Raw genomic sequence first — 24,560 nt, forward strand, 5'->3', positions numbered from 1 at the left:
AGGCCGCCATGGCCCCGTCCCTGCCCAACAATCCCTCGCTCGAGCGGTTCCGCCGCGACGCCCGCCGACTGCAACGGGCGGTACGCACGAACGACCCCGAGGCCCTCGCCCGCGTGTCGCGTCACCACCCGGCGGGAGCGCCCGCCCACCCGGCGACGTTCGCGCTGACCGCCGCACAACACGTCGTCGCCCGCGCGGTCGGCTTCAGCAGCTGGCCCCGGCTGCAGTCGTATCTGCGTACCGCCGAGCAGCTCCGCCGCGACCCGACGGTCACCGTCGACGACGACCCGCTCGCCCGGTTCCTCTCGCAGGCCTGCCTGACGTACTCCCAGGGCGACGGTCCCGCCAGGTGGTCGGCGGCCGGTGACGTGCTGCGTGCCCACCCCGATCTGCCGGCCCGAAGCGTGTACGCCGCGGCGGCCGTCGGTGACGCGACCGCGGTGCGGCGGCACCTCGACGACGACGCCGGCGCTGCCACCGAGCAGGGCGGGCCGTTCGGCTGGACCGCGCTGTTCCACCTCGCCGCGGCGCGGGTGCCGCAACGGGACCCCGTGGCGGCGGCACGGCTGCTCCTCGACGCCGGCGCGGACCCGAACGCGGGCTACCTCTGGCTCGGGCTGCCGACGCCGTTCACCGTGCTGACGATGTGCTTCGGTGAGGGCGAGGCGGGGCCGGGACGACAACCGCGGCACCCGGCCGCCGACGAGCTGGCCGGCCTGCTGCTCGACCGGGGTGCCGAGCCGAACGACGCTCAGACGCTGTACAACCGGATGTTCGCCCGCGACGACGGCCATCTGCGAATCCTGTTGCCCGCCGGGCTCGGTCGAGGCGACGGCGGGCCGTGGCAGCGGCGCCTCGGAGAGGCGCTGGAGACCCCCGCCGAGATGGTGCAGCGGCAGGTCGACTGGGCGAGGGATCGGGGTTTCACCGACCGTCTGGACCTGCTCGCCTCGTACGGGTTCACCGAGGGCCGGCCGGTGGGTGCGCCGTCGCCGTGGCGGCCGGATGGGCCGGAGCCACCGATCGCCGCCGCGGGCACGCCCGACGGCGTGCGCGCGCTGGCCGCCGCGGGCGGTGACGTGGATGCCAGGATCGACGGCCACACGCTGCTACATCACGCCGCCTGGATCGGCGACGTCGAACTGGTCGAGGCGCTACTGGAGTGCGGGGCCGATCCCGAGGTGCTCGACGACGTGCACGGCACCACGCCGTTGGGCTGGGCCGAACACGGTCAGGCCGAGGCGACGGCGGCGGTGCTGCGGCTCAGGCGCCGTACTTGATCTGCAGGGCGACGGCGATGATCGAGACGAGCCAGATGCCGGTCACGAAGTAGGTCAGGCGGTCGAGGTTCTTCTCGACGACCGTCGAGCCGGAGAGACTGGACTGCACGCCGCCACCGAACAGGGTCGACAGACCGCCACCCTTGGCCCGATGCAGAAGCACCAACAGGACCACCAGGATGCTGGTGACGACGAGGGTGATCTGCAGAGCGAAAATCATGGTCGCCAGACTACCGGCGACCCCGCCGGATCAGGGAATCGGGGTTAGGGCAGGGGTCCGCCGGCGGCGATCGCCGAGAGGATCGCGAACTGCTCGCCGTCGAGTGACGCCCCGCCGACGAGGGCACCGTCGACGTCTGTCTGGCCGACGATCTCCCCGACGTTCTTGGCGTTGACCGATCCGCCGTAGAGCACGCGCACGGTGTCGGCGACGGCGGGCGAGGCCAACTCGGCCAGCTCCGCCCGGATGGCGGCGCACACCTCCTGCGCGTCGGCGGCACTGGCCACACGGCCGGTGCCGATCGCCCACACCGGCTCGTAGGCGACGACGACGTTCGCGATCCGTTCTGCCGTCAGCCCGGCCAGCGAGCCGCGCAGCGACGTGACGTTGAACTCGACGTGGTTGCCTGCCTCACGGACCTCCAGCGCCTCGCCGATGCAGACGATGGGCGTCAGACCGTGCTTGAGGGCGGCCTTGGCCTTGGCGGCCACCAGGGCGTCGTCCTCGCCGTGGTAGGTGCGCCGCTCGGAGTGCCCGACCACGGCGAACGTGCAGCCGAGCTTGGCCAGGAACGAGCCGCTGATCTCGCCGGTGTAGGCACCCGAGTCGTGCTGCGACACGTCCTGCGCCCCGTAGGTGAGTCGGAGCTTGTCACCGTCGACCAGGGTCTGCACGCTGCGCAGGTCCGTGAACGGCGGGATGACCGTCACGTCGACCTTGTCGAAGTACTTGTCCGGCAACGAGAAGGCGATCTTCTGCACCAGGGCGATGGCCTCGAAGTGGTTGAGGTTCATCTTCCAGTTGCCGGCGATGAGCGGCTTGCGAGGCAAGGGAGTCTCCTAGCTTTCCAGGATCGAGATGCCGGGCAGCGTCTTGCCCTCGAGGTATTCCAGCGACGCGCCGCCACCCGTCGAGATGTGCGAGAAGCCGTCCTCGGGAAGGCCGAGCTGCCGCACGGCGGCGGCCGAGTCGCCCCCGCCCACGACGCTGAACGCGCCCTTGGCCGTCGCACCGATGACGGCCTCGGCGACGCCCTTGGTGCCCGCGGCGAACTCCGGGAACTCGAAGACGCCCATCGGGCCGTTCCAGAACACGGTCTTGGCGTTGGACAGCAGAGCGGTGAACCGCTTCACCGACTCGGGGCCGATGTCGAGGCCCATCCGGTCGTCGGCGATGGCGGTCACGGCCACGGTCTCCGCCGGGGAGTCGGCGGAGAACTTCTCCGCCACGACGACGTCCACCGGCAGGTGGATGACGTCGCCGAAGTCCTCGAGGAGCTTCTTGCAGGTGTCGATCATCTCCGGCTGCAGCAGCGAGGTGCCCACCGAAACCCCTTGTGCGGCAAGGAAGGTGAAGCACATGCCGCCGCCGATGACGATGCTGTCGGCCTTGGTGGCCAGGTTCTCGATGACGGCCAGCTTGTCGGAGACCTTCGAGCCGCCGAGCACCACCGCGTACGGGCGCTCGGTCGAGCTGGTGAGCTGCTCGAGCACCTTGACCTCGGTGTCGACCAACAAGCCCGCATAGTGCGGCAGGATCGTCGCCACGTCGTACACCGACGCCTGCTTGCGGTGCACCACGCCGAATCCGTCGGAGACGAACGCACCGGGCGAACCGTCGGCTCCGCTGACCAGTTCGGCCAGCTCCTTGGCCAGCGCGAGCCGCTCGGCGTCGTCCTTGCTGGTCTCACGGGGGTCGAAGCGGATGTTCTCGACCATCAGCACGTCGCCGTCGGTCAGGCCTTCGGCGCGGGCGAGCGCGTCGGAGCCGACCACGTCACCGGCCAACTGAACGTGCCTGCCCAACTCCGCGCCGAGGGCCGCCGCGACGGGCGCCAGCGAGAACTTGGGGTCGGGGCCGTCCTTGGGCCGTCCGAGGTGGGCGGTGACGACGACCTTGGCGCCCGCGTCCGACAACGCCTTCAGCGTCGGGACGGACGCCAGGATCCGCCCGGGGTCGGTGATGGTGCCCTCGTCGTCCAGCGGGACGTTGAGGTCGGAGCGCACCAGTACGCCACGCCCCTCGACGCCCTCGGCCAGTAGATCCGACAGTGACTTGATGGAGGATTCGGCCACGGATCCGGCTCTACAGCGACTTGCCGACCAGCGCGACCAGGTCCACGAGACGGTTGGAGTAGCCCCACTCGTTGTCGTACCAGGACACGACCTTGGCCTGGTTGTCGATGACCTTGGTCAGGCCGGAGTCGAAGATCGAGCTGTGCGGGTCGGTGACGATGTCGCTCGACACGATGGGGGCGTCGTAGTACTTCAGGATGCCCTTCAGCTTGCCCTCGGCGGCAGCCTTCATCGCGGCGTTGATCTCCTCCGCGGTGCCCGACTTGGCGAGCTCCACCGTCAGGTCGGTGACCGAGCCCGTGGGGATCGGCACGCGAAGCGCGTATCCGTCGAGCTTGCCCTTCAGCTCGGGCATGACCAGGCCGATGGCCTTTGCGGCGCCGGTGGAGGTGGGAACGATGTTGAGGGCGGCGGCCCTGGCGCGACGCAGGTCGCTGTGCGGGCCGTCCTGCAGGTTCTGGTCCTGGGTGTAGGCGTGAATCGTGGTCATCAGGCCCTTGACGATGCCGAACTCGTCGTGCAGGACCTTGGCCAGCGGGCCGAGGCAGTTCGTGGTGCACGACGCGTTGGAGATGATGTTCTGGCTGCCGTCGTACTTGTCGTCGTTGACGCCGATGACGATGGTGATGTCGGGATCGGTGGCCGGCGCGGAGATGACGACCTTCTTGGCTCCGGCGTCCAGGTGTCCCTTGGCCTTGGCGGCGTTGGTGAAGATGCCGGTGGACTCGACGACGACGTCGACGCCCAGGTCACCCCACGGCAGCTCCGACGGGCCGGCCTTGACCTCGAGCGCCTTGATCTTGGTGTCGCCGACGACGATGGTGTCGTCGCCTTCGAGGCTGACGTCGTAGGGCAGCCGGCCGAGGATCGAGTCGAACTTCAGAAGGTGCGCCAGCGTGGCGTTGTCGGTCAGATCGTTGACGGCGATGATCTCGATGTCGGTGTTCTTGCCGAGGGCCTTCTGTGCGTCCAGGGCCCTGAAGAAGTTGCGTCCAATTCGGCCGAAGCCGTTAACGCCTACCCGAACGGTCACTGTCGTGCTCCTTAGATCTCGAAGATGCTCCGGCATCTTGCCCAGTCACGTGCTCGGGGATCAGCCTAGTGGTGCGCCCTCCGCAACGCGAAGGCTGGTCAGTGGGCGGCCAGACTCTGGTCCCGGTAGGGGTTGCCGAGCCATTTGCGCCGCATTTCCTGCAGCGAGCCGTCGGCCTCGAGTCGTTCCTGCGCCGTGACGAGTTGCGCCAGCAGCGCGTCGGCGTCCGGGCTGACGGCAATCGCGATCTCCTCCCGGGACAGGCCGCGCTGCACCACGTCGACGTCGGGAAGGGACCCGACCAGTGCGGCGAGCGTAGGCGCGAGCGCCATGAGCGCGTCGCAGCCACTCGACTCGAGATCGGTTGCCACCGAACGAAAGTCGCGGTCGTCGAACGCGCGGACCGCACCCGCCCGACCATCGGCGAGGAGGCGTTCGGCGACCGACTGACCGGCGGAGCCGCGACGGACCGCGACGGTGAGACCGACGAGGTCGTCGACCGATCTGACCGTCGGATGGCGCGTGGCGTCGACGGCGAGGGCCTGATCCGACACCAGGTACGGCGGCCCGAAGGCGGCCACGCGCCGGCGCTCGGCCGTGACGACCAGGCCCGCGACGACGCAGTCGAACGCCCCCGCCGCGAGGGACGCGAGGATTCCGTCGGCGTCGGGACCGTCGTAGGCGATCGGTTCGACGGGCAGGCCCAGCGCGGCGCCCAACGCGGCGGCGAGGTCGACGGCGAGGCCGCCGCCGTCGGCCATGCCGCTGAACGGTGGATCGGGGACGAACGCGCCCACCCGCAGGGTGTCCATCGACTCACGGTAACTGTGGCGTCGGATTTGCCCGAACCGCGGCCGCCAACGCCGCGCAGCGGCTACGGTCCGTTAGCTCGAGTCGGAGGTTCGGATGCACGAGAGTTCCCGTCGCCCCAGTTCGCATCGCACGTCGGCGCCCCACGCGCGCCTGCGAGTGTCGCTTGCCGCGCTCCTCCTGGCCGGGTTCTCCGCCGGGTCGTTGGGCGGCGGCGTCGCCGTGGCCGACGGCGGGCCGAGCGGTTCGGGCAGCCCGTCGTCGACCACGGGTACCTCGACGTCCCAACAGACGTCCCAGCACACGTCGCAGGAGAAGTCCCAGCAGTCCTCCCCCCACACGGACAAGCCGGACCCGGGGTCGGACTCGAAGGCGGACGACCCCGGGGCCCCGTCGAGTCCGGCGACACTCCCCGGCACGACCCACGCGCCGTCCGACCCACCCACGCACGACGCCGAACCGCCGGCCACCGAATCGCCCAAGCCCGACCCGGCGCCGACCGTCGACGCGGACCCGCCCGCAATCGAAGCGCCCGTCGTCGTGCCGCACGAGTCCAACAAGCATGTCCAGCAGACGAATACGACCACACCCGCGATCCAGCCGGCGTCGCGACCCGAGGTGTCCCGGCCCGAGCCGACGAGCAGCGCACCCGCCGTGCGCAGTGTCACGGCGGCGGCCACTCCCCCGTCGGTGTCGGGCGTCGCCCCCGCCACCCCCGTCGCCGCCGCCTCCGCGGCGGTGGTCACGCCCACCCCCGCTCCGACCATCGCGCCCCGGCTCGACAGGCAGCTCGCCGGATTGGCCGTCGACGTCGCCACGGTGACGGTGTCGGTGGTGCACACGGCCGCGACCATCGTCGCCCAGGCCTTCGGGCCGTCCAGCTTCCTCGGCGTGCCCTACCTCTTGGCCATGTCGGTGGCCAACGCGGCGGCCGCCGCCGGCCGGACCCTGGTCGGAGCGCCGCTGTCGCCTCCGAGCGGCCAGTTCGCCGTCAATTACGGCATCCTCGACGGACTCTCGTTCTTCACCCCCACCACGCCACCCGCGGGGGCGAACGACCCGTCGATCACGGTGACACCGGAGCATCCGTTGCCGGTGATCCTGCTCAACGGCACCACGGCGACGCAGGGCGTCAACTGGTCGGTCGGCGCGCCGGTGCTGGCCAACGCGGGTTACAAGGTCTTCACGTTCAACTACGGCAACACCACCGGCGATCCCAACTTCCCCATCCAGGCCGTGGGCGACATCCGGCAGTCCGGCCTCGAACTCGCCGCGGAGGTGGACCGGGTGCTCGCGTCGACGGGCGCTCCGAAGGTCATCCTCATCGGGCATTCGCAGGGCGGCGGCATCCTGCCGGTGTACTACGTCAACGAACTCGGCGGTGCCGACAAGGTCTCGCAGATCATCGGTCTCGCCCCGAGCAATCACGGCACCGACTTCGACCAGCTGAACGGGTTGACGTCCATTCCGATCCTGGGCCCGCTGTTCACCGCACTGTCCGACGCGATCGCGCCCGCGCTGTTCCAGCAGGCGCAGGGGTCACCGTTCCAGCAGGAGGTCTACGGCAACGGGGACACCCGGCCGGGAGTGCTGTACACGACCATCTCGTCGGTCGACGACGAAGTCGTCACGCCCTACACCCAGCAGGCCCTGACCGGACCGGGGGTCACCAACGTCGTCCTGCAAGACCGGTACCCGGGGCTCGTCCTCGGACACGCGAACATCTTCCTCAGTCCGCAGGCGATGGCCGCCGTCCTCGACGCCCTGGCAGCCAATCCGGCAGCCAATCCGATGCCGCTCCCGGCGGCGGTGGCCGCTTAGGCGTCGTCGAGCAGATCCGGCGTCACGGCCGACTCGGTGTCGGGGATGCCGTCCTGCTTGGCCTTGCGGTCGGCCATCGACAGCAACCGCCGAATGCGCCCTGCCACGGCATCTTTGGTCATCGGCGGCTCGGCGAGCCGGCCCAGTTCCTCGAGGGACGCCTGCCGGTGCTCCACGCGCAAGCGGCCCGCATTGGACAGGTGGTCGGGCACGGAGTCGCCGAGAATGTGCAGCGCACGTTCGACCCTGGCGGCGGCGGCCACCGCGGCGCGCGCCGAGCGGCGCAGGTTCGCGTCGTCGAAGTTGGCGAGGCGGTTCGCGGTCGCCCGCACCTCGCGGCGGAGGCGTCGCTCCTCCCACGTCAACCGGGTGTCCTGGGCGCCCATCCGCGTCAACAGCGCTCCGATGGCCTCCCCGTCGCGCACCACCACCCGGTCGCTGCCGCGCACCTCGCGCGCCTTGGCGCTGACGCCGAGCCGACGCGCCGCACCGACGAGCGCGAGCGCCGCCTCCGGACCGGGGCAGCTGATCTCCAACGACGACGAGCGGCCGGGCTCGGTGAGCGACCCGTGGGCCAGGAAGGCTCCCCGCCACGCGGCCTCGGCGTCGCCGACGCTGCCGCCCACGACCTGCGCGGGCAACCCGCGCACCGGCCGGCCGCGCAGATCCAGCAACCCGGTCTGGCGAGCCAGCGCCTCACCGTCCTGCGCCACCCGCACCACGTAGCGGGTGCCCTTGCGAATACCGCTGGCGGTCATCACGTGCACGACCGCGTTGTAGCCGTACAGGTCGTGAATGTCCTTGCGCAGCCGCCGCGCAATGACCCCGAGGTCCACCTCGGCCTCCACCACCACGCGACCCGCCACGATGTGCAGGCCACCGGCGAAGCGCAGCAGCGACGCCACTTCCGCGCGCCGCGCGCTGACCGAGTTGATCACGAGTCGGCTGAGCTCGTCCTTGACCTCGGCTGTCATCGCCACGAGATCGTCACCTTTCGTCGACCGACTGAGCGGCGGCCGTCGGAGCCGGCGGCGGCGCGGGTGCACTACCGCGCAGCCTCACTCGCTCCAGCGCCGCGGCCAACTTGGCCGGATCATGTAATGGTGTACCAGGTCTGGACACGTCAGCAAACTCAACCCGCGCCTCGAGGATGGTCGCGGTCTGCCGAAGTTGGTCCCGTTCTCGTTCTCCCGGGACACCTGCCGCGTCGACCACGATGTCGTGCACGGTGAAACCTGGTGCGTGCTGCGCCAGTACGTGGATGTGGCGTTCGGCGGAGAACCCCGCCGTCTCACCGGGTTCGGCCACCAGGTTCAACACCAGGGCGCGCCGCGCCGCCGTCGCCTGAAGCGCCGCGGCCAATTGCGGTACCAGCACGTGGGGAATCACGCTGCTGAACCACGAGCCGGGGCCGAGCACGACGAGGTCGGCGGCCATGATCGCGTCGACCGCCTGCCTGGTGGCGGGCGGGTTGCCCGGGTGCAGGCGCACCCGCCGGACCTTGCCGACGGTGGTGGCGACGGCGACCTGACCCCTGATCACCCGGCTCATCCGCGGGTCGGATTCCAGACCGGAGACGTCGGCCTCGATCTGCAAGGCGATCGGACACATCGGCAGCACCCGGCCCTTGAGATCCAGGATGCGGCCGAGTTCGTCGAGGGCCGCGACCGGGTCGGCGAGCACCTCGTTGAGCCCCGCGAGGAGCAGGTTGCCGATGGGGTGGCCGGCCAGCGCGCCGCTGCCGCCGAACCTGTGCTGCAGGATGGTGGCCCACAGATGACCGTGCGGGGTGTCGGATGCCAACGCCGCCAACGCCATTCGCAAATCGCCCGGCGGCACGACGTCGAGCTCGCTGCGTAGCCGGCCCGACGAGCCGCCGTCGTCGGCGACCGTCACGATCGCGGTCACGTGCGGCGTCAGCCGGCGCAGGGCCGACAGGGTCGCGTACAGACCGTGGCCGCCACCGAGTGCGACAATGCGGGCGCTCATTCGCGGCCCAGATCCCGGTGCAGGACCCGCACCGTCAAATCGCCGTCACCGTCGAGTCGTCCGGCGAGGGCTTCGGCGATGGCGACGCTGCGATGCTTGCCGCCCGTGCAGCCGATCGCGACGGTCATGTAGCGCTTGCCCTCCCTGCGGTATCCGTCGATGACGACGTCCAGAAGCCGATGGTAGGTGTCGATGAAGTCCGCCGCCCCCGGTTGGCCGAGGACGTAGTCGCGCACCGCCGGATGCCGACCGGTGTGCGGTCGCAACTCGTCGACCCAGTGCGGGTTGGGGAGGAATCGGACGTCCATGACGGTGTCGGCGTCCATCGGCAAGCCGTACTTGTAGCCGAACGACTCGACCGTCACGTTGGTGTGCGCCACCGTCTCGGCGGCGAATGCGCGCTCGATGGTCTCGCGAAGGGCGGGCACCGGCAACGACGAGGTGTCGACCACCAGGTCGGCCGCGGCCCTGATGGGCGCCAGCATGGTCCGCTCCGCGGAAATGCCTTCGCCCAGAGTCTGATTGCCCTGCAGCGGGTGACTACGCCGGTTCTGCTCGTACCGGCGGACCAGGATGTCGTCGGACGCCTCGAGGAACAGCACGCGGGGGGTGATGCCGCGGGTGGCGAGGTCGTGGCGCACCCACTCCAGGTCGCCGGTGAACCCGCGGGAGCGCACGTCCATCACGACGGCGAGCTGGGTGATGCGCGACCCCGCAGCCAGACCCAGCTCGACCATCCTGGCGATCAGCTCGGGCGGCAGGTTGTCCGCGACGTACCAGCCGAGGTCTTCGAGGACCTTGGCCGCGGTGCCGCGGCCCGCACCCGAGAGACCGGTGACGAGGACGACGTCGATCCCGGCCGCAGGCGGATCGTCGCCGTGGCCTTCGCGCAGATCGGTCATGCGCGATCCGCCTCCAGCTGCTCGCTCGTCGTCATCCCCTGGCCCGTCATCGACACCTCGTCCTTGATCGTAGGCACGCCGAGTGCCTCCAGGACGGCGTTCGCCGTGGCCACTCCGATTCCCGGCACCGCGGTGATCTCCTCGACGGTGGCGTCCTTCAGCCGGGCCACCGACCCGAAGTGAGTCACCAACGCCTTTCGCCTGTGCTCCCCCAGTCCCCGGACGGAGTCTAGTGCCGACGCGGTCATCCGCTTCGACCGCTTGCTTCGGTGGTAGGTGATCGCGAAGCGGTGCGCTTCGTCACGCACCCGCTGCAGCAGGTAGAGCCCGTCGCTGTTGCGGGGCATGATCACCGGATCTTCTTCGCCCGGTACCCACACCTCCTCCAAACGCTTGGCCAGCCCGATGACGGCCACGTCGACGACGCCCAGCTCCTCCAAGACCGCGGCCGCGGCGTTCACCTGGGGTGCGCCGCCGTCGACGACGAACAGGTTCGGCGGGTATGCGAATCGTCTGGCCTTGCCGTCCTCGACCACGGGTGCGTGCGCGTCGGCCACGTGGCGCGCGAAGCGGCGTCTGGTGACCTCGGCGATGGAGGCGACGTCGTCGGAGCGGCCGTCGCCCGCCGCTTCCCGAATGGCGTAGTGCCGGTAGTCCGACTTGCGCGGCAACCCGTCCTCGAACACCACCAGCGACGCCACCACGTCGGTGCCCTGCACGTGGCTGATGTCCACGCACTCGATGCGCAGCGGCGCCTCGGCGAGCCCCAGGAACTCCTGAATGCTCTGCAGTGCTTCGGATCTCGCGTTGAAGTCACCGGCGCGCTTGAGCTTGTGCTGGGCCAGCTGGTCCTTCGCGTTGCGATGCACGGTCTCGGCGAGCGCGCGCTTGTCACCGCGGGCCGGCACCCGCAGCTGCACGTTGGACCCCCGCAACCCGCTGAGCCAGGCGGCGAGCTCGTCGGCGTTGTCGGGCAGCACCGGCACCAAAACCTGCTTCGGGACCAGGTTGGTGGCGTCGTCGGCGGCGCCCCCGAGTTCGGCCTGGTCGCCGTAGAACTGGGTGAGGAACTGCTCGACGAGGTGCTCCTGCCCGGACTTGCCTGGCTCACCGGACTTCTCGACGACCCAGCCGCGCTGACCGCGCACCCGCCCGCCGCGTACGTGGAACACCTGGACGGCCGCCTCGAGCTCGTCGTCGGCGAACGCCACCACGTCGGCGTCGGTGCCGTCACCGAAGACGACGGTCTGCTTCTCCAGCGCCCGCTTGAGCGCACCGATGTCGTCGCGCAGCCGGGCGGCCCGTTCGAAGTCCAGCGCCTCTGCCGCCGCGTTCATCTGCTGTTCCATGTCGCGGGCCAACCGGTCGGTCTTGCCGGCCAGGAAGTCGCAGAAGTCGAGCACGATGCGCCGATGTTCCTCGGCGCTGACCCGGCCGACGCACGGCGCCGAGCACTTGTCGATGTACCCCAGCAGGCACGGCCGGCCAATCTGGTTGTGTCGCTTGAAGACTCCGTTGGAGCAGGTGCGGGCGGGGAAGACCCTGGTCAGCAGGTCGAGGGTCTCGCGGATCGCCCACGCGTGGGAGTAGGGACCGAAGTAGCGCACGCCCTTGCGGCGCGGACCGCGGTAGACGAACAGCCGCGGGTACTCCTCGTTCAGCGTGACGGCGAGGACGGGATAGGACTTGTCGTCGCGGTAGCGGATGTTGAACCGAGGATCGAATTCCTTGATCCAGTTGTACTCGAGCTGCAGCGCCTCGACCTCGGTGCCGACGACGGTCCACTCGACGCTGCCCGCCGTGGTCACCATCTGCCGGGTGCGGGGAGCCAGCCCGGAGAGGTCGGCGAAGTAGGAGTTGAGGCGGCTGCGCAGGCTCTTGGCCTTGCCGACGTAGATCACCCGGCCGTGCGGATCGCGGAACCGGTAGACACCAGGCTCGACGGGTATCGAGCCCGGGGCCGGCCGGTAGGTCGCTGGATCGGGCACGGGTTCCAGATTAGTTCGCCTGCCGACAACCAAACGCCATCGGACGGGCGAGCGTGCGTCGGTCAGCCGAGCGCGTCGATGAAACCGCAGTACGCGGCGGCCTTCGCCTCGTAGTTGACGTACAGGTCGTAACTGGCTGCGCCGGGTGAGAGCAGCACCACGTCGACGTCGGGCAGCCCGGCGGCCACGCGCACCGCCGCCTCGAGGCCGTCCACCAGGTGCGTACGCGACGGGTGGCGGCGCGCGAACTCCGCACCGATGGCCGCGCCGTTGGTCGGTGACTGAATCAGTGACACCCGGCGCTCACCGCGGCACAGGTAGTCGTCGAGCTGCTCGTAGTTCAGCTGGCGGTCCATGCCGCCGACGATCACCGCGACGTGCTGGCCGGGGTCCATCGCCCGCAGCGCCGCGGTGACGCTCTCCCCCGTCGTCGCAAGCGTGTCGTCGATCCACCGGACCCGCCCCGTGGTGCGGACGGTCTGCAGGCGGTGCGGCAGACCGGGGTACGTCCGCACGGCGGAGTCGAATTCCTCGGCCGTCACGGCCCTGCCGAGCACCTCCGCGGCGGCGACGGCCGCCAGCGCTCCGTTGACGAGGTTGTGCTCGTAGCTCATCACCGACGTGCTCGGCGTGCGTTCACGACGGGTCGGGTCGACCAGGCGCACCTCGGGCTCGATCGGCGTCACCCCGAGCCGCTCGAGGGTCGCGACGACCTCCGGCGTGGTCACCAGCGAGCGGGCGCCGCGCCGGAAGACGTTTGCCTTGGCCAGGTGGTAGGAGTCGCGGTCGCCGTGCCAATCCAGGTGGTCCTCGAAGAGATTCGTGATCACCGCGACCGCGGGTGAGGTGGTCAGCAGCGCGGCCTGCTGACTGGAGATCTCGGCGACGACGACCGTGCCGTCCCCGGGCGACAGGTCGGACAGCGGCGTGCCGATGTTGCCCGCCACGACGGCGTCCACGCCGACCCGCTGCAGCAGGTGCCCCAGGAACGACGCCGTGGTGCTCTTGCCCTTGGTGCCGGTGACCCCGATGGTGGCCGCGCCGTGCCGCGACATGAACCAGTCGGCGGCACTGGAGATCCGGATGCCGGAGCGCCGCAGGTCCTCGAACACCGGCTGCCGCCAGGGCACCCCTGGGCTGACGAACACGACGTCGCAGGCGCCGAGCCGCTCGAGGTGTTCGCGCCCCCGGAACACCTCGAGGTGGGCGATGTCGTCGGGCTCCTCGAAGGGGCGCCGACCCATGTCGTCGACGGCCTCGATGCGGGCGGCCCCGGCGGCGGCGGCCGTCCGCGCCATGGAGACGCCCTCCCGGCCGAAGCCCCAGATGCCGACGGTCAACCCGGCCAGGTCGGACGGGGTCGGGCTCACGGCAGGTCCAACGCCGCGGCGTACCTCGGGGGGACGTAGTCGACGTCGACCAGGCCGTCGCGCTCCGATGCGTGGGACACCGAGACCTTCTCGAGTTCGGCACGGCGGGAACGGAACTCCTCGACCAGCGGCACTCCGCGCCAGTCGTCGTCGTCGAGGACCGACATCAGGGACTCGGCTGCCTCGTAGTACTCGCCGACGCATTCGAACGGCTTGTGCACGCCGAGGCCGACGACGTCCTCGAAGCCGGGCCGGTTGTCGAGGTCGGAGAACAGGTCGTGGCCGAAGATGGCCTCGACTTCCGCGCGGCCCAGCCGCGGCGCCATCAGCCCGTAGACGAAGAGGCACTTGGGGCAGTGCCCGCACCAGGTTGCCCCGCGCCGGCCGGCGTCGATCGCGAACGGGCGGTTGCAGCTGATGAAGTCGCGGAAGTACTGCGGGCTGCTCCGGAACCGGTCGGCGATCTCGGATTCCGAGAGTGGCCGCAGCAGGGAGAAGTACCGGTCGGGGTTGAACCCATAGGCGGCCAACGTGTCCCGCAGCAGCGTCTCGTAGGAGATGCTCTTGGACCACTGGTGGTTGACGTCGCGGCCCAGCCAGGTCATGTTGCCGACGTTGGACGACCGCTCGTTGGACAGGACCACCGGTCCGAGACCGTTGGCGTCGGCGACGACGAGGCCGATGACGCTGTTGATCGCCGTCACGGGAACGTGCCCGTTGTGGGCGCCGCGCCCGTTGGCCTCGATGAGCGCCGGGTCGACGCGCCGCGTGACCCGGAGGCTGTCGAGGCCACTGATCTCGATGCAGCGGTCGATGGGGTCGAACTTGTTGACGCTGAACAGCGTCGGGCGAAATCCCTGGCGCTTGAGCGCTTCGATGCTGACCACCGAGTCCTTGCCGCCACCCACGGGCACCAGAGGCTCGGCGTCGGGATCCCACCCGTCGACGGTCCCGGCCGCGGGTTCCGCAGCCGCCCTGGGACCAGTGACAGTGGGGGTCAGGGCGTCGGGAAGTGAGTTCCGGTAGGCGAATTCGCCGAGCCCACCGGCGATCAGCTCGCGCAGGTAGTGCCGCTCGACGTCGCTCGTCGGAAAGGCGATCTCGACGCGGGGCGGCGCGGCGGCCTTGAAGTAGCTCGGCGAGCACGTCAGCGCGAGCAGCCTGAGCAATCGGTCGTCGGGACGGCGGTCGCCCAGTGCGGCGGTGAAGTCGACCACCTCGGTGAAGGAGACGTCACCGGACTGCTCGCCAGACCCGCTGGCGCGCAACGTGTACCGCGCCCGGAACACACCGTCGGCCATGTCGTAGCCGTCGATGCTCATGGCCCGAAACGATGCCGGGTCGAACTCGCTCATGACCACCTCGCGAAGGACGGTACCGCCTCGGTCGACGGCAGGGACACTCCGGCGAGCTCCGCGACCGGGTGCGTGTCGAATCGCGGTGACACCCACCACGCGCGCACGGCGTCGGCGGGCGTCGTGGCAGCCCGCGTGATCGGTGCCGTCCACCCGCACGCCGCCAGCTGATCCAGCACCGACGTGGGCTCGGGGTTCTCCACCCCGACGACACCGCGGGGCGTCTCGACCACCAGTGCACCGAGGACTGGTACGCCGTCGGACAGCGCGTCGGCGTAGCCGCGGCCGTTGAGCCAACGTTCCCGCTGGTCGACCTCGGCCCGGCTGGTCGTGCGCGCGGCCATCCGTCGCCACCACGGGTCCGAGGCGCGGTGCGCGGGCGGCACCGAGTCGTCGGCGACGATCGCCACGGGCGCCGACCGCATTGGCTGCACCGGAATGCCGGACACCACGACGCCGGATCCGCCGTCGGTCTCGACGATCACGACGGTGGCGGCGAGGAACGTGGCCGGCACGGTGGCCGCGAACTCGGCGAGCGCGGCGGTGAGTGCGGTGGGTTCCGGCATGTCGATCCCGAAGAACTCCGCCGGTTCCCGCAGGTACGGCCAGATGCCGTCGGCGTCGGGCCACCGACCGTCGGCGATCGGAATCGTGACGGTGGGCAACGTCCCGGGACGCGTGATCAACTGGGTGGCGCGCACGTGGCGTGCGTCGGCTTCCAGAGCGGTCACCGACGTGCGAAAATGGGTCACTATCAGCACATTCTAACGTATCGCCCGAAGGAGTCATGCGACGCTGCATGAGTGCCCCCACCGTCACACGGCTCGTCGAAGCGGACTGGCGCGCGTTCGCGACGCTGCGCCTTCGGGCGCTGACCGACACCCTCGGCACCGACGACCGGCAGTACCACGAGGAGCTGGCCTTCACCGCCGCCCAGTGGCGGCGCAGGTTGCGGGCCCATGCCCAGTTCGCCCTCCTCGCCGACGACCTGGTCGGTCTGATCGGCGCCCAACGCCAGAGCGTCGACGTGGTGTACCTCTACTCGCTGTGGCTCGAACCGGCCGTGCGGGGCCGCGGGCTCGGACACCAGCTGGTGAGCGCGGCAGTCGACTGGGCCAGGACCCAGGGGGCGCGCGTGGTGACCCTTCGCGTCGACTCCGGCAACGCGGCCGCCCGGGGGATCTACGAGCGACTGGGCTTCGGTGTCGTCGAGGGCCCGTCGAAGGCCCACGAGGTCACGATGTCGCTGAGCGTCGGTTGACCTCGGGCCGACGGTACCTGGCCACCAGGGCCCGCACGGCGTCCATCGCGTCGACCGCACGCTCCTTGTCCACCGATTGGATCGCCATCAACGGAACGTACTCGTCGTCGGGCAGGTCGACGCGCGCCCACCGCGCGCCCTTCGGGAACGACACGTCGACGACGTCCGACCAGGGAATCAGGCGGTAGCCCAACAGGTTCCGGACGGCGAGACCGTCGGGACCGACCCGAAGCCTTGGGCGCGCGAACATCAGGACGAGGCATCCGATGATGACGCCGAGCACTCCCATGGCGACCTGGTCGGCCGTACGGAAGATGACCCCGGAGGAGCCGACCTTGAGCAGGAACCCGACGGCGATGTGGGCGACGGCGATCAGGAACGCCGCGCCGTAGGCGAAGTACGGCGTCAGGTGGGGCCTGACCTCGAGGTCGCAGGCGGGGTCGGTCACGGCTTCGTGCGCAGGTCCCGCAGCACGAGCGCGGTCGAGAGGGCCGCGGCGGCCGCCTGGGCGCCCTTGTCCTCTGCGGAGCCGGGCAACCCGGCCCGGTCGAGGGCCTGCTTCTCGTCGTTGGTGGTCAGCACGCCGTTGGCGACGGGCGTGCCCTCGTCGAGCGAGACCCGCGTCAATCCCGCCGTGACGGCGTCGCAGACGTAGTCGAAGTGTGGGGTCTGACCGCGGATGACGACGCCGAGCGCCACGACGGCGTCGTGCGACTTGGCCAATTGCTGTGCCACGACCGGTATCTCGATCGCACCGAGGACGCGGACCACGTCGGGGTCGGCCACCCCGGAGGCTGCCGCGGTCCGCCGCGCACCCTCGAGCAGGGCGTCACAGATGGTGGTGTGCCAGGTGCTCGCCACGATGGCCAGCTTGAGGCCGGCGGCGTCGACCGCCGGCATGTCCGGAACGCCTGCGCCACCGCTCACTGCGCGGATCCCGCGTCGGTCGCCGCGGGCAGCGGATACACCGTCTCGTCGTAATCGTCGAGACCGGTGAGGTCGTGGCCCATCCGGTCGCGTTTGGTCATCAGGTATCGGATGTTCTCGGCGTTGGCGCGCACCGGCAACGGCACCCGCTCGATGATGTGCAGTCCGTACCCGTCCAGACCCACGCGCTTGGCGGGGTTGTTCGTCAACAGCCGCATCGAGCGGACCCCGAGGTCCACCAGAATTTGGGCGCCGATGCCGTAATCCCTGGCATCGGCGGGCAACCCGAGCTTGAGGTTGGCGTCGACGGTGTCCTCGCCGGCGTCCTGAAGTTGGTAGGCCTGCAGCTTGTGCAGCAGGCCGATGCCGCGGCCCTCGTGCCCACGCATGTAGAGCACCACGCCGCGGCCCTCGCGGGCGACCATCGCCATCGCGGCGTCGAGCTGCGGACCGCAGTCGCAGCGCCGCGAACCGAAGACGTCACCGGTCAGACATTCGGAGTGCACCCGGACCAGCACGTCGTGGCCATCGTGATCGGCACCGCCGTCGGATCCGCCACCGGTGATGTCGCCGCGGACCAACGCGACGTGCTCGACGTCGTCGTAGATGCTGGTGTAGCCCACCGCGCGGAACTCGCCGTGACGGGTCGGGATGCGGGCCTCGGCGATTCGCTCGATGTGCTTCTCGTGCTTGCGCCGCCACTCGATGAGGTCGGCGATCGAGATGAGGGCGAGGTCGTGATCGTCGGCGAAGACCCGCAGCTCGTCGGTCTGGGCCATCTCGCCCTCGTCCTTCTGGCTGACGATCTCGCAGATGGCCCCCGCGGGCTGCAGACCGGCGAGCATGGCCAGGTCGACGGCCGCCTCGGTGTGGCCGGGCCGGCGCAGAACACCGCCTTCCTTGGCCCGCAGCGGCACGACGTGCCCGGGCCTGGTGAAGTCCCCGGCGGCCGCAGTCGGGTCGGCGAGCAATCGCATCGTCGTCGCCCGGTCGGAGGCCGAAATCCCGGTGCCCACGCCGTTCTTGGCGTCGACGGTCACGGTGTAGGCGGTGCCGTGCTTGTCCTGGTTGACGGCGTACATCGGGAGCAGACCGAGCCGGTCGCAGACCTCACCGGACAGCGGAACGCACAGGTAGCCGGAGGTGTACCGGACCATGAACGCCACCAGCTCGGGGGTGGCCTTCTCGGCGGCGAAGATCAGATCGCCCTCGTTCTCGCGATCCTCGTCATCGATGACGACGACGGCCTTGCCCGCGGCGATGTCGGCTATCGCCCGCTCGACGGAATCCAGCCTCGTCATCCTTGCCACCCTTGCCGTTCCGCTATCGGAACCATCGTGCGATGCGCCCTACTACGTCGTTCGACGTCGGTCAGTGTCCTTCAGTATGAACCAACCGGAGGCAGCACTTATTGCCCGCTCCCGCCAGGCGCTCTGAGCAGGGTGGACATTCCGCTCAGCCGGGGCGGAAAGTCGTCGCCTGCGCCTATCGCGGCGGCCGCCCGAGTTCCTTCACGGGGACGCCGGTCTTGCTTTCCCCGTCGAGCTGCCGGACGGCGCTGTGCTTGATTCGCTGGCTCGCCGCGGCGATGAGGCCCCCGAGGGCGAGCTGACGCACCGGTCCCTTGGTGCGCGCCAGTTCGACGAGATCCTTCATCACCTGTTCGGCGACCAGGTTCAGCTTGACGTTGTTGTCCTGGGACTGCTTGCGGAGGACGTCGAACGCTTCGTCGGAGTCGACCCCGTAGACGAGCATCAGCATGCCCTTGGCCTGCTCGATGACGGCGCGACGCTCGGTGATGGCTCGAAGGGCCTCGGTGATCCGCTGCTCGGGGTCCTGCATCTCCACTCCGGTCACGAGGCGTCGTTCGGCTGCCAGTGCAGCGGACGGTTGGCGGTGTTCACCCGATATTCGACGCGCGCACGCCCAAGGATGGATTTTACTGAACCATTCGTTCGACATCTCGCATTCGGGCATCGCGTTCGCGGCCGGGGTTTAGCCGCCGGCGTGATCGCGGTGAGACAAGAGCCGCTCGACGTACTTCGCGATCACGTCGACCTCGAGGTTGACCGCGGTGCCGACCTCGGCGCGCCCGAGCGTCGTCAACTGCAGAGTGGTCGGAATCAGCGACACCTCGAACCAGTCCGGTCCGATCGCGGACACCGTCAGGGAGATGCCGTCGACGGTGATGGAGCCCTTCTCCACGACGTACCGCGAGACCGTGTCGGGCAGTGAGATGCGCACCACCTCCCAGTGCTCGGACGGCGTCCTGGTGAGCACCCGGCCGGTGCCGTCGACGTGCCCCTGCACGATGTGGCCACCGAGTCGGCTGTTCACCGCCGCGGCGCGCTCCAGGTTGACCTGGCTGCCCACCCCGACGCCCTGCAGGCTGGAGCGGTTCAGCGTCTCGGCCATCACGTCGGCCGTGAACGCCCCGTCGGGCAACAGGTCGACGACGGTGAGACAGACGCCGTTGACGGCGATCGAGTCGCCGTGCCCGGCGTCGGTGGTGACGAGCGGGCCGCGGATGACGAATCGGGCCGCGTCGGCGAGGTCTTCCTTGCCGACGACCTCGCCCAACTCTTCGACGATGCCGGTGAACATTCGTCCAAGGCTAGTCGGGTGTCAGAGCCGCTTCTCCCCGAAGTACGTCGCCACCGGGTTGTCGTTGAAGTTGGCAATCGCGCGATAGCCCTCGCGCTCGTAGAGCCGTTGGGCGTGAGTTTGCCGTGGGCCGGTGTCCAGCCGGGCGATCGTGTAGCCGATGGCGCGGGCCGCATCCTCCAAGGCGTGCAACAACTCTCGGGCGACGCCCTGTCCCCTGGCCTCGGGGACGACGTACATCCGTTTGATCTCGCAGGCCCCGTCCGGCAACCGTTTGAGACCACCGCCGCACACCGCGGCGTCGTCCCGGTAGCCGACCAGGAACACCCCACCGGGCGGTCCCAGCTCCGCGGGGCCGGCCTTGGGCATGTCGGGTGAGTCGAGGTCGAGACCACCCGATCCGCCGACGTCCCAATAGAGCTCGCGCATCTCCGCCAGCATCGCCGCGACCAGTGCGGCGGCGTCGCCGACGTCGGAGGGGACGGGGCGAAAGACCAGCTCAGTAGGCACGTGAACGTTTGTACCCGGTACCTCGGGCAACGGTCCACCCGGCCGCACCCACTACGATGCACTCATGCAGACGCGCCCTCGCATTGCCGTCCTCGTGTCCATCTTCGCTGCAATCCTGCTCATCGCGGGTTGTGGCTCGTCGTCGGAGAAGTCAAACGCACCGCTGCCCGACGCGGCGTCGCTGCTCAAGGAATCCAACGCCACCACCAGCGCGCAGAAGAGCGTGCACCTGGCCCTGACGGTGACCGGCAAGATCAAGGAGCTGCCGATCGAGACCCTCACCGGCGACCTCACCAACGTGCCCGTGGTCGCGGCCCAGGGCAAGGCCAGCATCATCGCGTTCGGCCAGACCTTCAAGGACGTCGACTTCGTGGTCGCCGACGGCGACCTGTACGGCGCTCTCACGCCCGGCAGCTTCACCAACTTCGGCCCCGCGGCGGAGATCTACGACGTGTCGAAGATCCTCAACCCGAAGGTCGGCCTGGCCAACGTGCTCGCCAACTTCACCGATCCGAAGGCCGAGGGCCGCGAGACGATCAACGGCGTGAACACGGTCAAGGTCACCGGCAAGGTCAACGCCGCGGCCGTCAACGGGCTCGCCAACCTCGGTGCCTCCGGCGACGTTCCGGCCACCGCGTGGATCACCGAGGACGGCGACCACGCGCTGATCCAGGCCAAGCTCGACCCCAGTGAGGGCAACAGCGTCCAGATGACGTTGAGCGACTGGGGCAAGACCGTCACCGTCACCAAGCCCGCCGCGTAATGCCTCGCGTGACGTCCAAGGCCGACGGCACCGCCCAGCCGAAGGCGACCAACCGGCGGATTGCGATCAGTGCGGGTGGACTCGCGGTCCTCCTCGGCGCCCTCGACACCTACGTCGTGATCACCGTCATCAACGACATCATGCGAGACATCGGGATCTCGCTGAACCAGATTCAGCGCGTCACCCCGATCATCACCATGTACCTCCTCGGGTACATCGCCGCGATGCCGCTGCTGGGACGGGCCTCGGACCGCTTCGGCCGCAAGCTGGTGCTGCAGGTCAGCCTGGCGGGCTTCGCCGTCGGGTCCGTGGTGACCGCGCTGTCGGACGACCTGTTCACCATCGTCATCGGCCGATTCCTGCAGGGCACGGCCAGCGGCGCGCTGTTGCCGGTGACCCTGGCCCTGGCGGCCGACCTGTGGGCCGCGAAGAGCCGGGCCTCCGTGCTCGGCGGCATCGGCGCGGCACAGGAGCTGGGCGCCGTCCTGGGTCCGCTGTACGGCGTCGCGGTGGTCTGGGCGTTGAGCTCGTGGCGTGACGTGTTCTGGATCAACGTGCCGCTCGCGATCATCGCCATGGTGATGATCCACTTCAGCCTGCCGTCGCGAGACCCGGACGAGCCGCGGGAGAAGGTCGACGTCGTCGGCGGTGTGCTGCTGGCCGTCGCGCTGGGTTTGATGGTCTTCGGCATGTACAACCCGTCGCCCGACGGCAAGCAGGTGTTCCCCAGCTGGGGGCTGCCCGTGCTCGGCGTGGCGTTGGTGGCGGCGATCGCCTTCTTCGTGTGGGAGAAGTTCGCCAAGACCCGGCTCATCGATCCGACCGGGGTGAAGTTCCGGCCGTTCCTCGCCGCCCTCGGTGCGTCGCTCTGTACCGGCGCGGCCCTGATGGTCACGCTGGTCAACGTCGAACTGTTCGGCCAGGGCGTGCTCGGCAAGGAGCAGAACGAGACCGTGCTCCTGCTGCTGTGGTTCCTGGGGGCGCTGCCCGTCGGCGCGGTCCTCGGCGGCTTCATCGCCACCCGCATCGGCGACCGCATCGTCGCGTTCGTCGGACTGGTGATCGCGGCGTTCGGCTACTGGCTGGTGTCGCACTGGAACGTCGACGTGCTCTCGGCGCACCACGACCTGGTGCTGTTCACGCTGCCCACGTTCGACACCGACCTGATCCTCGCCGGCCTGGGCCTCGGCCTGGTGATCGGACCGTTGACGTCGGCGACGCTGCGCACCGTGCCCGGCTCCCAGCACGGCATCGCGTCCGCCGCCGTGGTCGTGTCCCGGATGATCGGCATGCTCATCGGGCTGGCGTCCCTCAGCGCGTGGGGGCTGTACAAGTTCAACCAGTACCTCGCCGAGATGCCGAAGCCCAAGGGCAAGAACCTGTTGGAGATCGGCGCGCAGCTGGCCGCCAACGTGCGAACCGCCTACACGATGCAGTACGGGCAGATCTTCTTCATCACGATGGTCGTCTGCGGAGTAGGCGCGCTGCTCGGCTTGCTGATCGCCGGCAAGCACGAGCACGCCGAGGAACTGGACGCGACGACCGTGCCGGTCGGCGCAGAGCGCTAGATCAGCAGCGCTCGACGCCGGGGGTGAGCAGCTTGAGTTGGGTTCTGGCTTCGGAATCCGGGGCGCTCAGCACCGCGCGCAGTGGGCGGAACACCACGTCGACGATGGAGTTCTGATCGGCGGGGCGAAAGCTGAGCCAGTCCTGCAGTGCAGTCATTGCTCTTCGTCCTTCGTTACTGGGGTGCCCGAGTCAACGGGCAGCCTGGGCCTGTTGGCCACGACCTTGGTTCCGATTTTACGGGGACCACCGACACCAGCCGGGTCCACGTGGGGCGGTTGAGGTCTCGAAGAGGTAACGAGTATCCGAACAGGGGATATTCCCGCGTGACGCCAGTCACATTGCCGGGCAAGCCAATTGCAGGTCTCACCTAGAGCGACGCCGGCACCAGACTCATCCGGATGTCGGGTCCGAGCCGCAGGACGCCGTCGTAGCGCCACCGTTGGGCCGCGACCATGCTGGCGACCCCGACGTCGTCGACCGCGGTGATCGGTCCGCCGAGCAAGATCGGGGCGACGTAGGCCAGGATCCGGTCGACCACGCCCGCTCGCAGGAACGCCCCCGCGAGCGTGGGGCCGCCCTCCAGCAGCACGGCCGTCCGGTCCGACAGCGCCTGGATCACCTCGTGCGGATCGCGTGTGCGGATCAGCATCGTGTGCGAGTCGTCGTTGAGGACCTTGGCGTCCGACGAGACGTCACGCTCGCCGACCACGACGCGCAACGGTTGCCGATCTGCCAGCGACCCGTCCGGCAGCCGCGCCGTGAGCGTCGGGTCGTCGACGAGCACGGTGCCCGTGCCGACCACGATCGCGTCGGCGACCGCACGGAGCCGGTGCACGTCGGCCCGGGCGACGTCGCTGGTGATCCACTGGCTGCTGCCGTCGGCGGCGGCGCTGCGCCCGTCGACGCTCGAGGCGAACTTCCACGTCACATGGGGGCGCCCGGTGCGCTGCCGGTGCAGCCATTCGCGCAGCGCACCGCCGGCGACGTCCTCGGCGAGCAGCCCGACCTCGACCGCGATGCCGGCGTCGGCCAGGCGCTTGGCTCCCCCGGCGGCCACCGGATTCGGATCGGCGATCGCGTACACCACCGTCGCGACGCCGGCGGCGATGAGCGCGTCCACGCAGGGCGGGGTGCGGCCGTGGTGGTTGCAGGGTTCCAGGGTCACCACTGCCACGCCGCCGACCGCCCGTTCACCGGCGCGCCGCAGCGCGACGACCTCCGCGTGCGGCCCCCCGGCCGGCTGGGTGGCCCCGACCCCCGCGACGTCACCGTCGCGGTCCAGGATCACCGCACCGACCGGCGGGTTCGGGTAGGTGGTGCCCTTGACGCCGTCGGCCTGGGCGACGGCCGACCGCATGGCGTCCTCGACGTTCATCGGCGCGGTCAGGACGACAGGTGCTTGGACGCCGCGGCGGCCTGACGGCGGAGGCTCTCCACGGCCTGCCCGGGGTCGGTGGCACCGAAGACCGCCGAGCCCGCCACGAAGCAGTCCACCCCCGCCTCGGCCGCCGCCTCGATGGTGTCGGCGTTGATGCCGCCGTCGATCTCCACGACGATCGTCAGCTCGCCCGCGTCGACCAGGCGTCGCACCGCGGTGACCTTGGACAACACCTCGGGCATGAACTTCTGGCCGCCGAACCCCGGTTCGACCGACATGACCAGAAGGGTGTCGAACTGACGGAGGATCTCCAGGTACGGCTCGATCGGGGTACCGGGCTTGACGCTCAACCCGGCCTTGGCGCCCGCCGCCCGGATGTCGCGGGCCACGGCAACCGGGTCGTCGGTGGCCTCGGCGTGGAAGGTGACGTTGTAGGCGCCCGCCTCGGCGTACGGCGGTGCCCACCGAGCGGGGTCGTCGATCATCAGGTGGCAGTCCATCGGGATGTCCGTGGCCTTCAGCAGGCTCTCCACGACCGGCAGGCCAAGCGTCAGATTTGGCACGAAGTGGTTGTCCATCACGTCGACGTGCAGCCAGTCGGAGCCGGTCACGGCGGCGGTCTCGTCGGCGAGGCGCGCGAAGTCGGCGGCCAGAATCGACGGCGCGATCAAGGGTTGTGCCATGGCGGCAAGCTTAGATTCCGGC

26 protein-coding genes are annotated in these 24,560 nt (G+C 69.8%); 5 read left to right on the top strand and 21 right to left on the bottom strand.

Annotated features, from left to right (window positions below; translation table 11 throughout):
• Positions 1 to 8 precede the first annotated feature (8 nt).
• Positions 9 to 1,280 carry an ankyrin repeat domain-containing protein gene (locus H7J06_RS24315; protein WP_264041868.1) on the top strand — a complete coding sequence of 424 codons (1,272 nt, stop codon included), beginning with the start codon at positions 9 to 11 and terminating at the stop codon, positions 1,278 to 1,280.
• On the opposite strand, the gene secG is transcribed toward H7J06_RS24315, so the two are convergent.
• The 5 genes from secG to H7J06_RS24340 all read right to left on the bottom strand — a co-directional run bounded on the left by secG (position 1,264) and on the right by H7J06_RS24340 (position 5,420).
• A complete protein-coding gene (gene secG / locus H7J06_RS24320; protein WP_264041870.1) occupies positions 1,264 to 1,500 on the bottom strand; it encodes a preprotein translocase subunit SecG in 237 nt (78 codons plus the stop codon). The genes H7J06_RS24315 and secG overlap by 17 nt on opposite strands.
• 44 nt (positions 1,501 to 1,544) lie before the next feature.
• Entirely contained in the window at positions 1,545 to 2,330 is a 786-nt protein-coding gene (tpiA, locus tag H7J06_RS24325; RefSeq protein WP_264041871.1) for a triose-phosphate isomerase, read from the bottom strand.
• 9 nt (positions 2,331 to 2,339) lie between these two features.
• Complete coding sequence (locus H7J06_RS24330) at positions 2,340 to 3,575, bottom strand: phosphoglycerate kinase (RefSeq protein WP_264041872.1); 1,236 nt, start codon at positions 3,573 to 3,575, stop codon at positions 2,340 to 2,342.
• 10 nt (positions 3,576 to 3,585) lie between these two features.
• Positions 3,586 to 4,608, bottom strand: coding sequence for a type I glyceraldehyde-3-phosphate dehydrogenase (gene gap, locus H7J06_RS24335; RefSeq protein ID WP_264041873.1), 1,023 nt, complete (start codon positions 4,606 to 4,608; stop codon positions 3,586 to 3,588).
• Between the two features lie 98 nt (positions 4,609 to 4,706).
• On the bottom strand, positions 4,707 to 5,420 hold the full coding sequence (locus H7J06_RS24340; RefSeq protein WP_264041874.1) for an ABC transporter substrate-binding protein: 714 nt from the start codon (positions 5,418 to 5,420) through the stop codon (positions 4,707 to 4,709).
• A gap of 94 nt (positions 5,421 to 5,514) precedes the next feature.
• On the opposite strand from H7J06_RS24340, the gene H7J06_RS24345 reads away from it, so the two are divergent.
• Positions 5,515 to 7,239, top strand: a complete 1,725-nt coding sequence (locus H7J06_RS24345) for an esterase/lipase family protein (RefSeq protein ID WP_264041875.1) — start codon at positions 5,515 to 5,517, stop codon at positions 7,237 to 7,239.
• On the opposite strand, the gene whiA is transcribed toward H7J06_RS24345, so the two are convergent.
• The 7 genes from whiA to H7J06_RS24380 form a co-directional block, all read right to left on the bottom strand.
• Entirely contained in the window at positions 7,236 to 8,213 is a 978-nt protein-coding gene (whiA, locus tag H7J06_RS24350) for a DNA-binding protein WhiA (protein ID WP_149479392.1), read from the bottom strand. The two genes, H7J06_RS24345 and whiA, sit on opposite strands and share 4 nt — an antisense overlap.
• Positions 8,214 to 8,226: 13 nt before the next feature.
• Positions 8,227 to 9,228, bottom strand: a complete 1,002-nt coding sequence (yvcK, locus tag H7J06_RS24355) for a uridine diphosphate-N-acetylglucosamine-binding protein YvcK (RefSeq protein WP_264041876.1) — start codon at positions 9,226 to 9,228, stop codon at positions 8,227 to 8,229.
• Positions 9,225 to 10,130, bottom strand: coding sequence for an RNase adapter RapZ (rapZ, locus tag H7J06_RS24360; RefSeq protein ID WP_264041877.1), 906 nt, complete (start codon positions 10,128 to 10,130; stop codon positions 9,225 to 9,227). The genes yvcK and rapZ overlap by 4 nt, the downstream gene beginning before the upstream one ends.
• Entirely contained in the window at positions 10,127 to 12,118 is a 1,992-nt protein-coding gene (gene uvrC / locus H7J06_RS24365) for an excinuclease ABC subunit UvrC (protein ID WP_264041878.1), read from the bottom strand. Before uvrC ends, rapZ begins: the two co-directional genes overlap by 4 nt.
• A 62-nt stretch (positions 12,119 to 12,180) precedes the next feature.
• Entirely contained in the window at positions 12,181 to 13,488 is a 1,308-nt protein-coding gene (gene murD, locus H7J06_RS24370) for a UDP-N-acetylmuramoyl-L-alanine--D-glutamate ligase (protein ID WP_264041880.1), read from the bottom strand.
• On the bottom strand, positions 13,485 to 14,843 hold the full coding sequence (locus H7J06_RS24375; RefSeq protein WP_264041881.1) for a MurL-like N-terminal domain-containing: 1,359 nt from the start codon (positions 14,841 to 14,843) through the stop codon (positions 13,485 to 13,487). The genes murD and H7J06_RS24375 overlap by 4 nt, the downstream gene beginning before the upstream one ends.
• Positions 14,840 to 15,595: a hypothetical protein gene (locus H7J06_RS24380; protein ID WP_264041883.1), complete on the bottom strand. Its 756-nt coding sequence runs from the start codon at positions 15,593 to 15,595 to the stop codon at positions 14,840 to 14,842. The genes H7J06_RS24375 and H7J06_RS24380 overlap by 4 nt, the downstream gene beginning before the upstream one ends.
• A 47-nt stretch (positions 15,596 to 15,642) precedes the next feature.
• Between H7J06_RS24380 and H7J06_RS24385 the strand changes: the two genes are divergently transcribed.
• Positions 15,643 to 16,104, top strand: coding sequence for a GNAT family N-acetyltransferase (locus H7J06_RS24385; RefSeq protein ID WP_264041884.1), 462 nt, complete (start codon positions 15,643 to 15,645; stop codon positions 16,102 to 16,104).
• Here H7J06_RS24385 and H7J06_RS24390 read toward each other — a convergent pair.
• The 6 genes from H7J06_RS24390 to H7J06_RS24415 all read right to left on the bottom strand — a co-directional run bounded on the left by H7J06_RS24390 (position 16,079) and on the right by H7J06_RS24415 (position 20,145).
• Positions 16,079 to 16,552 (bottom strand): PH domain-containing protein, encoded by a 474-nt coding sequence (locus tag H7J06_RS24390; protein ID WP_264041886.1) that lies wholly within the window; start codon positions 16,550 to 16,552, stop codon positions 16,079 to 16,081. The two genes, H7J06_RS24385 and H7J06_RS24390, sit on opposite strands and share 26 nt — an antisense overlap.
• Positions 16,549 to 17,031: a 6,7-dimethyl-8-ribityllumazine synthase gene (ribH, locus tag H7J06_RS24395; protein ID WP_264041888.1), complete on the bottom strand. Its 483-nt coding sequence runs from the start codon at positions 17,029 to 17,031 to the stop codon at positions 16,549 to 16,551. The genes H7J06_RS24390 and ribH overlap by 4 nt, the downstream gene beginning before the upstream one ends.
• Positions 17,028 to 18,332: a bifunctional 3,4-dihydroxy-2-butanone-4-phosphate synthase/GTP cyclohydrolase II gene (locus H7J06_RS24400; protein WP_264041889.1), complete on the bottom strand. Its 1,305-nt coding sequence runs from the start codon at positions 18,330 to 18,332 to the stop codon at positions 17,028 to 17,030. Before H7J06_RS24400 ends, ribH begins: the two co-directional genes overlap by 4 nt.
• A gap of 184 nt (positions 18,333 to 18,516) precedes the next feature.
• Positions 18,517 to 18,888, bottom strand: coding sequence for an ANTAR domain-containing protein (locus H7J06_RS24405; protein ID WP_264041891.1), 372 nt, complete (start codon positions 18,886 to 18,888; stop codon positions 18,517 to 18,519).
• Between the two features lie 138 nt (positions 18,889 to 19,026).
• Entirely contained in the window at positions 19,027 to 19,635 is a 609-nt protein-coding gene (locus H7J06_RS24410) for a riboflavin synthase (protein WP_264041893.1), read from the bottom strand.
• Between the two features lie 21 nt (positions 19,636 to 19,656).
• Positions 19,657 to 20,145, bottom strand: a complete 489-nt coding sequence (locus H7J06_RS24415) for a GNAT family N-acetyltransferase (protein WP_264041894.1) — start codon at positions 20,143 to 20,145, stop codon at positions 19,657 to 19,659.
• 64 nt (positions 20,146 to 20,209) lie between these two features.
• Here H7J06_RS24415 and H7J06_RS24420 point away from each other — a divergent pair, with 64 nt between their 5' ends.
• Both H7J06_RS24420 and H7J06_RS24425 read left to right on the top strand, forming a co-directional pair.
• A complete protein-coding gene (locus tag H7J06_RS24420) occupies positions 20,210 to 20,908 on the top strand; it encodes an LppX_LprAFG lipoprotein (protein WP_264041896.1) in 699 nt (232 codons plus the stop codon).
• 8 nt (positions 20,909 to 20,916) lie between these two features.
• The gene (locus H7J06_RS24425; RefSeq protein ID WP_372515406.1) at positions 20,917 to 22,476 is read left to right on the top strand and encodes an MFS transporter; all 1,560 of its coding nucleotides are present in this window, start codon (positions 20,917 to 20,919) and stop codon (positions 22,474 to 22,476) included.
• A 1-nt stretch (position 22,477) separates the two neighbouring features.
• Here H7J06_RS24425 and H7J06_RS24430 read toward each other — a convergent pair whose 3' ends face one another.
• The 3 genes from H7J06_RS24430 to rpe form a co-directional block, all read right to left on the bottom strand.
• Positions 22,478 to 22,633 carry a hypothetical protein gene (locus H7J06_RS24430; RefSeq protein WP_264041899.1) on the bottom strand — a complete coding sequence of 52 codons (156 nt, stop codon included), beginning with the start codon at positions 22,631 to 22,633 and terminating at the stop codon, positions 22,478 to 22,480.
• Between the two features lie 211 nt (positions 22,634 to 22,844).
• Entirely contained in the window at positions 22,845 to 23,852 is a 1,008-nt protein-coding gene (gene ribD / locus H7J06_RS24435) for a bifunctional diaminohydroxyphosphoribosylaminopyrimidine deaminase/5-amino-6-(5-phosphoribosylamino)uracil reductase RibD (RefSeq protein WP_264041901.1), read from the bottom strand.
• An 8-nt stretch (positions 23,853 to 23,860) separates the two neighbouring features.
• Positions 23,861 to 24,538 (bottom strand): ribulose-phosphate 3-epimerase, encoded by a 678-nt coding sequence (gene rpe / locus H7J06_RS24440; RefSeq protein WP_264041903.1) that lies wholly within the window; start codon positions 24,536 to 24,538, stop codon positions 23,861 to 23,863.
• Positions 24,539 to 24,560 lie beyond the last annotated feature (22 nt).

The sequence above is a fragment of the Mycolicibacterium hodleri genome, from assembly GCF_025822245.1.
Taxonomy (GTDB): Bacteria; Actinomycetota; Actinomycetes; order Mycobacteriales; family Mycobacteriaceae; genus Mycobacterium; species Mycobacterium hodleri.

Coding starts and splice junctions, on each gene's coding strand:
- H7J06_RS24315 (WP_264041868.1), top strand. CDS start 9: ATGGCCCCGTCCCTGCCCAACAATCCCTCGCTCGAGCGGTTCCGCCGC.
- secG (WP_264041870.1), bottom strand. CDS start 1,500: ATGATTTTCGCTCTGCAGATCACCCTCGTCGTCACCAGCATCCTGGTG.
- H7J06_RS24340 (WP_264041874.1), bottom strand. CDS start 5,420: ATGGACACCCTGCGGGTGGGCGCGTTCGTCCCCGATCCACCGTTCAGC.
- H7J06_RS24345 (WP_264041875.1), top strand. CDS start 5,515: ATGCACGAGAGTTCCCGTCGCCCCAGTTCGCATCGCACGTCGGCGCCC.
- whiA (WP_149479392.1), bottom strand. CDS start 8,213: ATGACAGCCGAGGTCAAGGACGAGCTCAGCCGACTCGTGATCAACTCG.
- yvcK (WP_264041876.1), bottom strand. CDS start 9,228: ATGAGCGCCCGCATTGTCGCACTCGGTGGCGGCCACGGTCTGTACGCG.
- rapZ (WP_264041877.1), bottom strand. CDS start 10,130: ATGACCGATCTGCGCGAAGGCCACGGCGACGATCCGCCTGCGGCCGGG.
- H7J06_RS24375 (WP_264041881.1), bottom strand. CDS start 14,843: ATGAGCGAGTTCGACCCGGCATCGTTTCGGGCCATGAGCATCGACGGC.
- H7J06_RS24385 (WP_264041884.1), top strand. CDS start 15,643: ATGAGTGCCCCCACCGTCACACGGCTCGTCGAAGCGGACTGGCGCGCG.
- H7J06_RS24400 (WP_264041889.1), bottom strand. CDS start 18,332: ATGACGAGGCTGGATTCCGTCGAGCGGGCGATAGCCGACATCGCCGCG.
- H7J06_RS24410 (WP_264041893.1), bottom strand. CDS start 19,635: ATGTTCACCGGCATCGTCGAAGAGTTGGGCGAGGTCGTCGGCAAGGAA.
- H7J06_RS24420 (WP_264041896.1), top strand. CDS start 20,210: ATGCAGACGCGCCCTCGCATTGCCGTCCTCGTGTCCATCTTCGCTGCA.
- H7J06_RS24430 (WP_264041899.1), bottom strand. CDS start 22,633: ATGACTGCACTGCAGGACTGGCTCAGCTTTCGCCCCGCCGATCAGAAC.
- ribD (WP_264041901.1), bottom strand. CDS start 23,852: ATGAACGTCGAGGACGCCATGCGGTCGGCCGTCGCCCAGGCCGACGGC.
- rpe (WP_264041903.1), bottom strand. CDS start 24,538: ATGGCACAACCCTTGATCGCGCCGTCGATTCTGGCCGCCGACTTCGCG.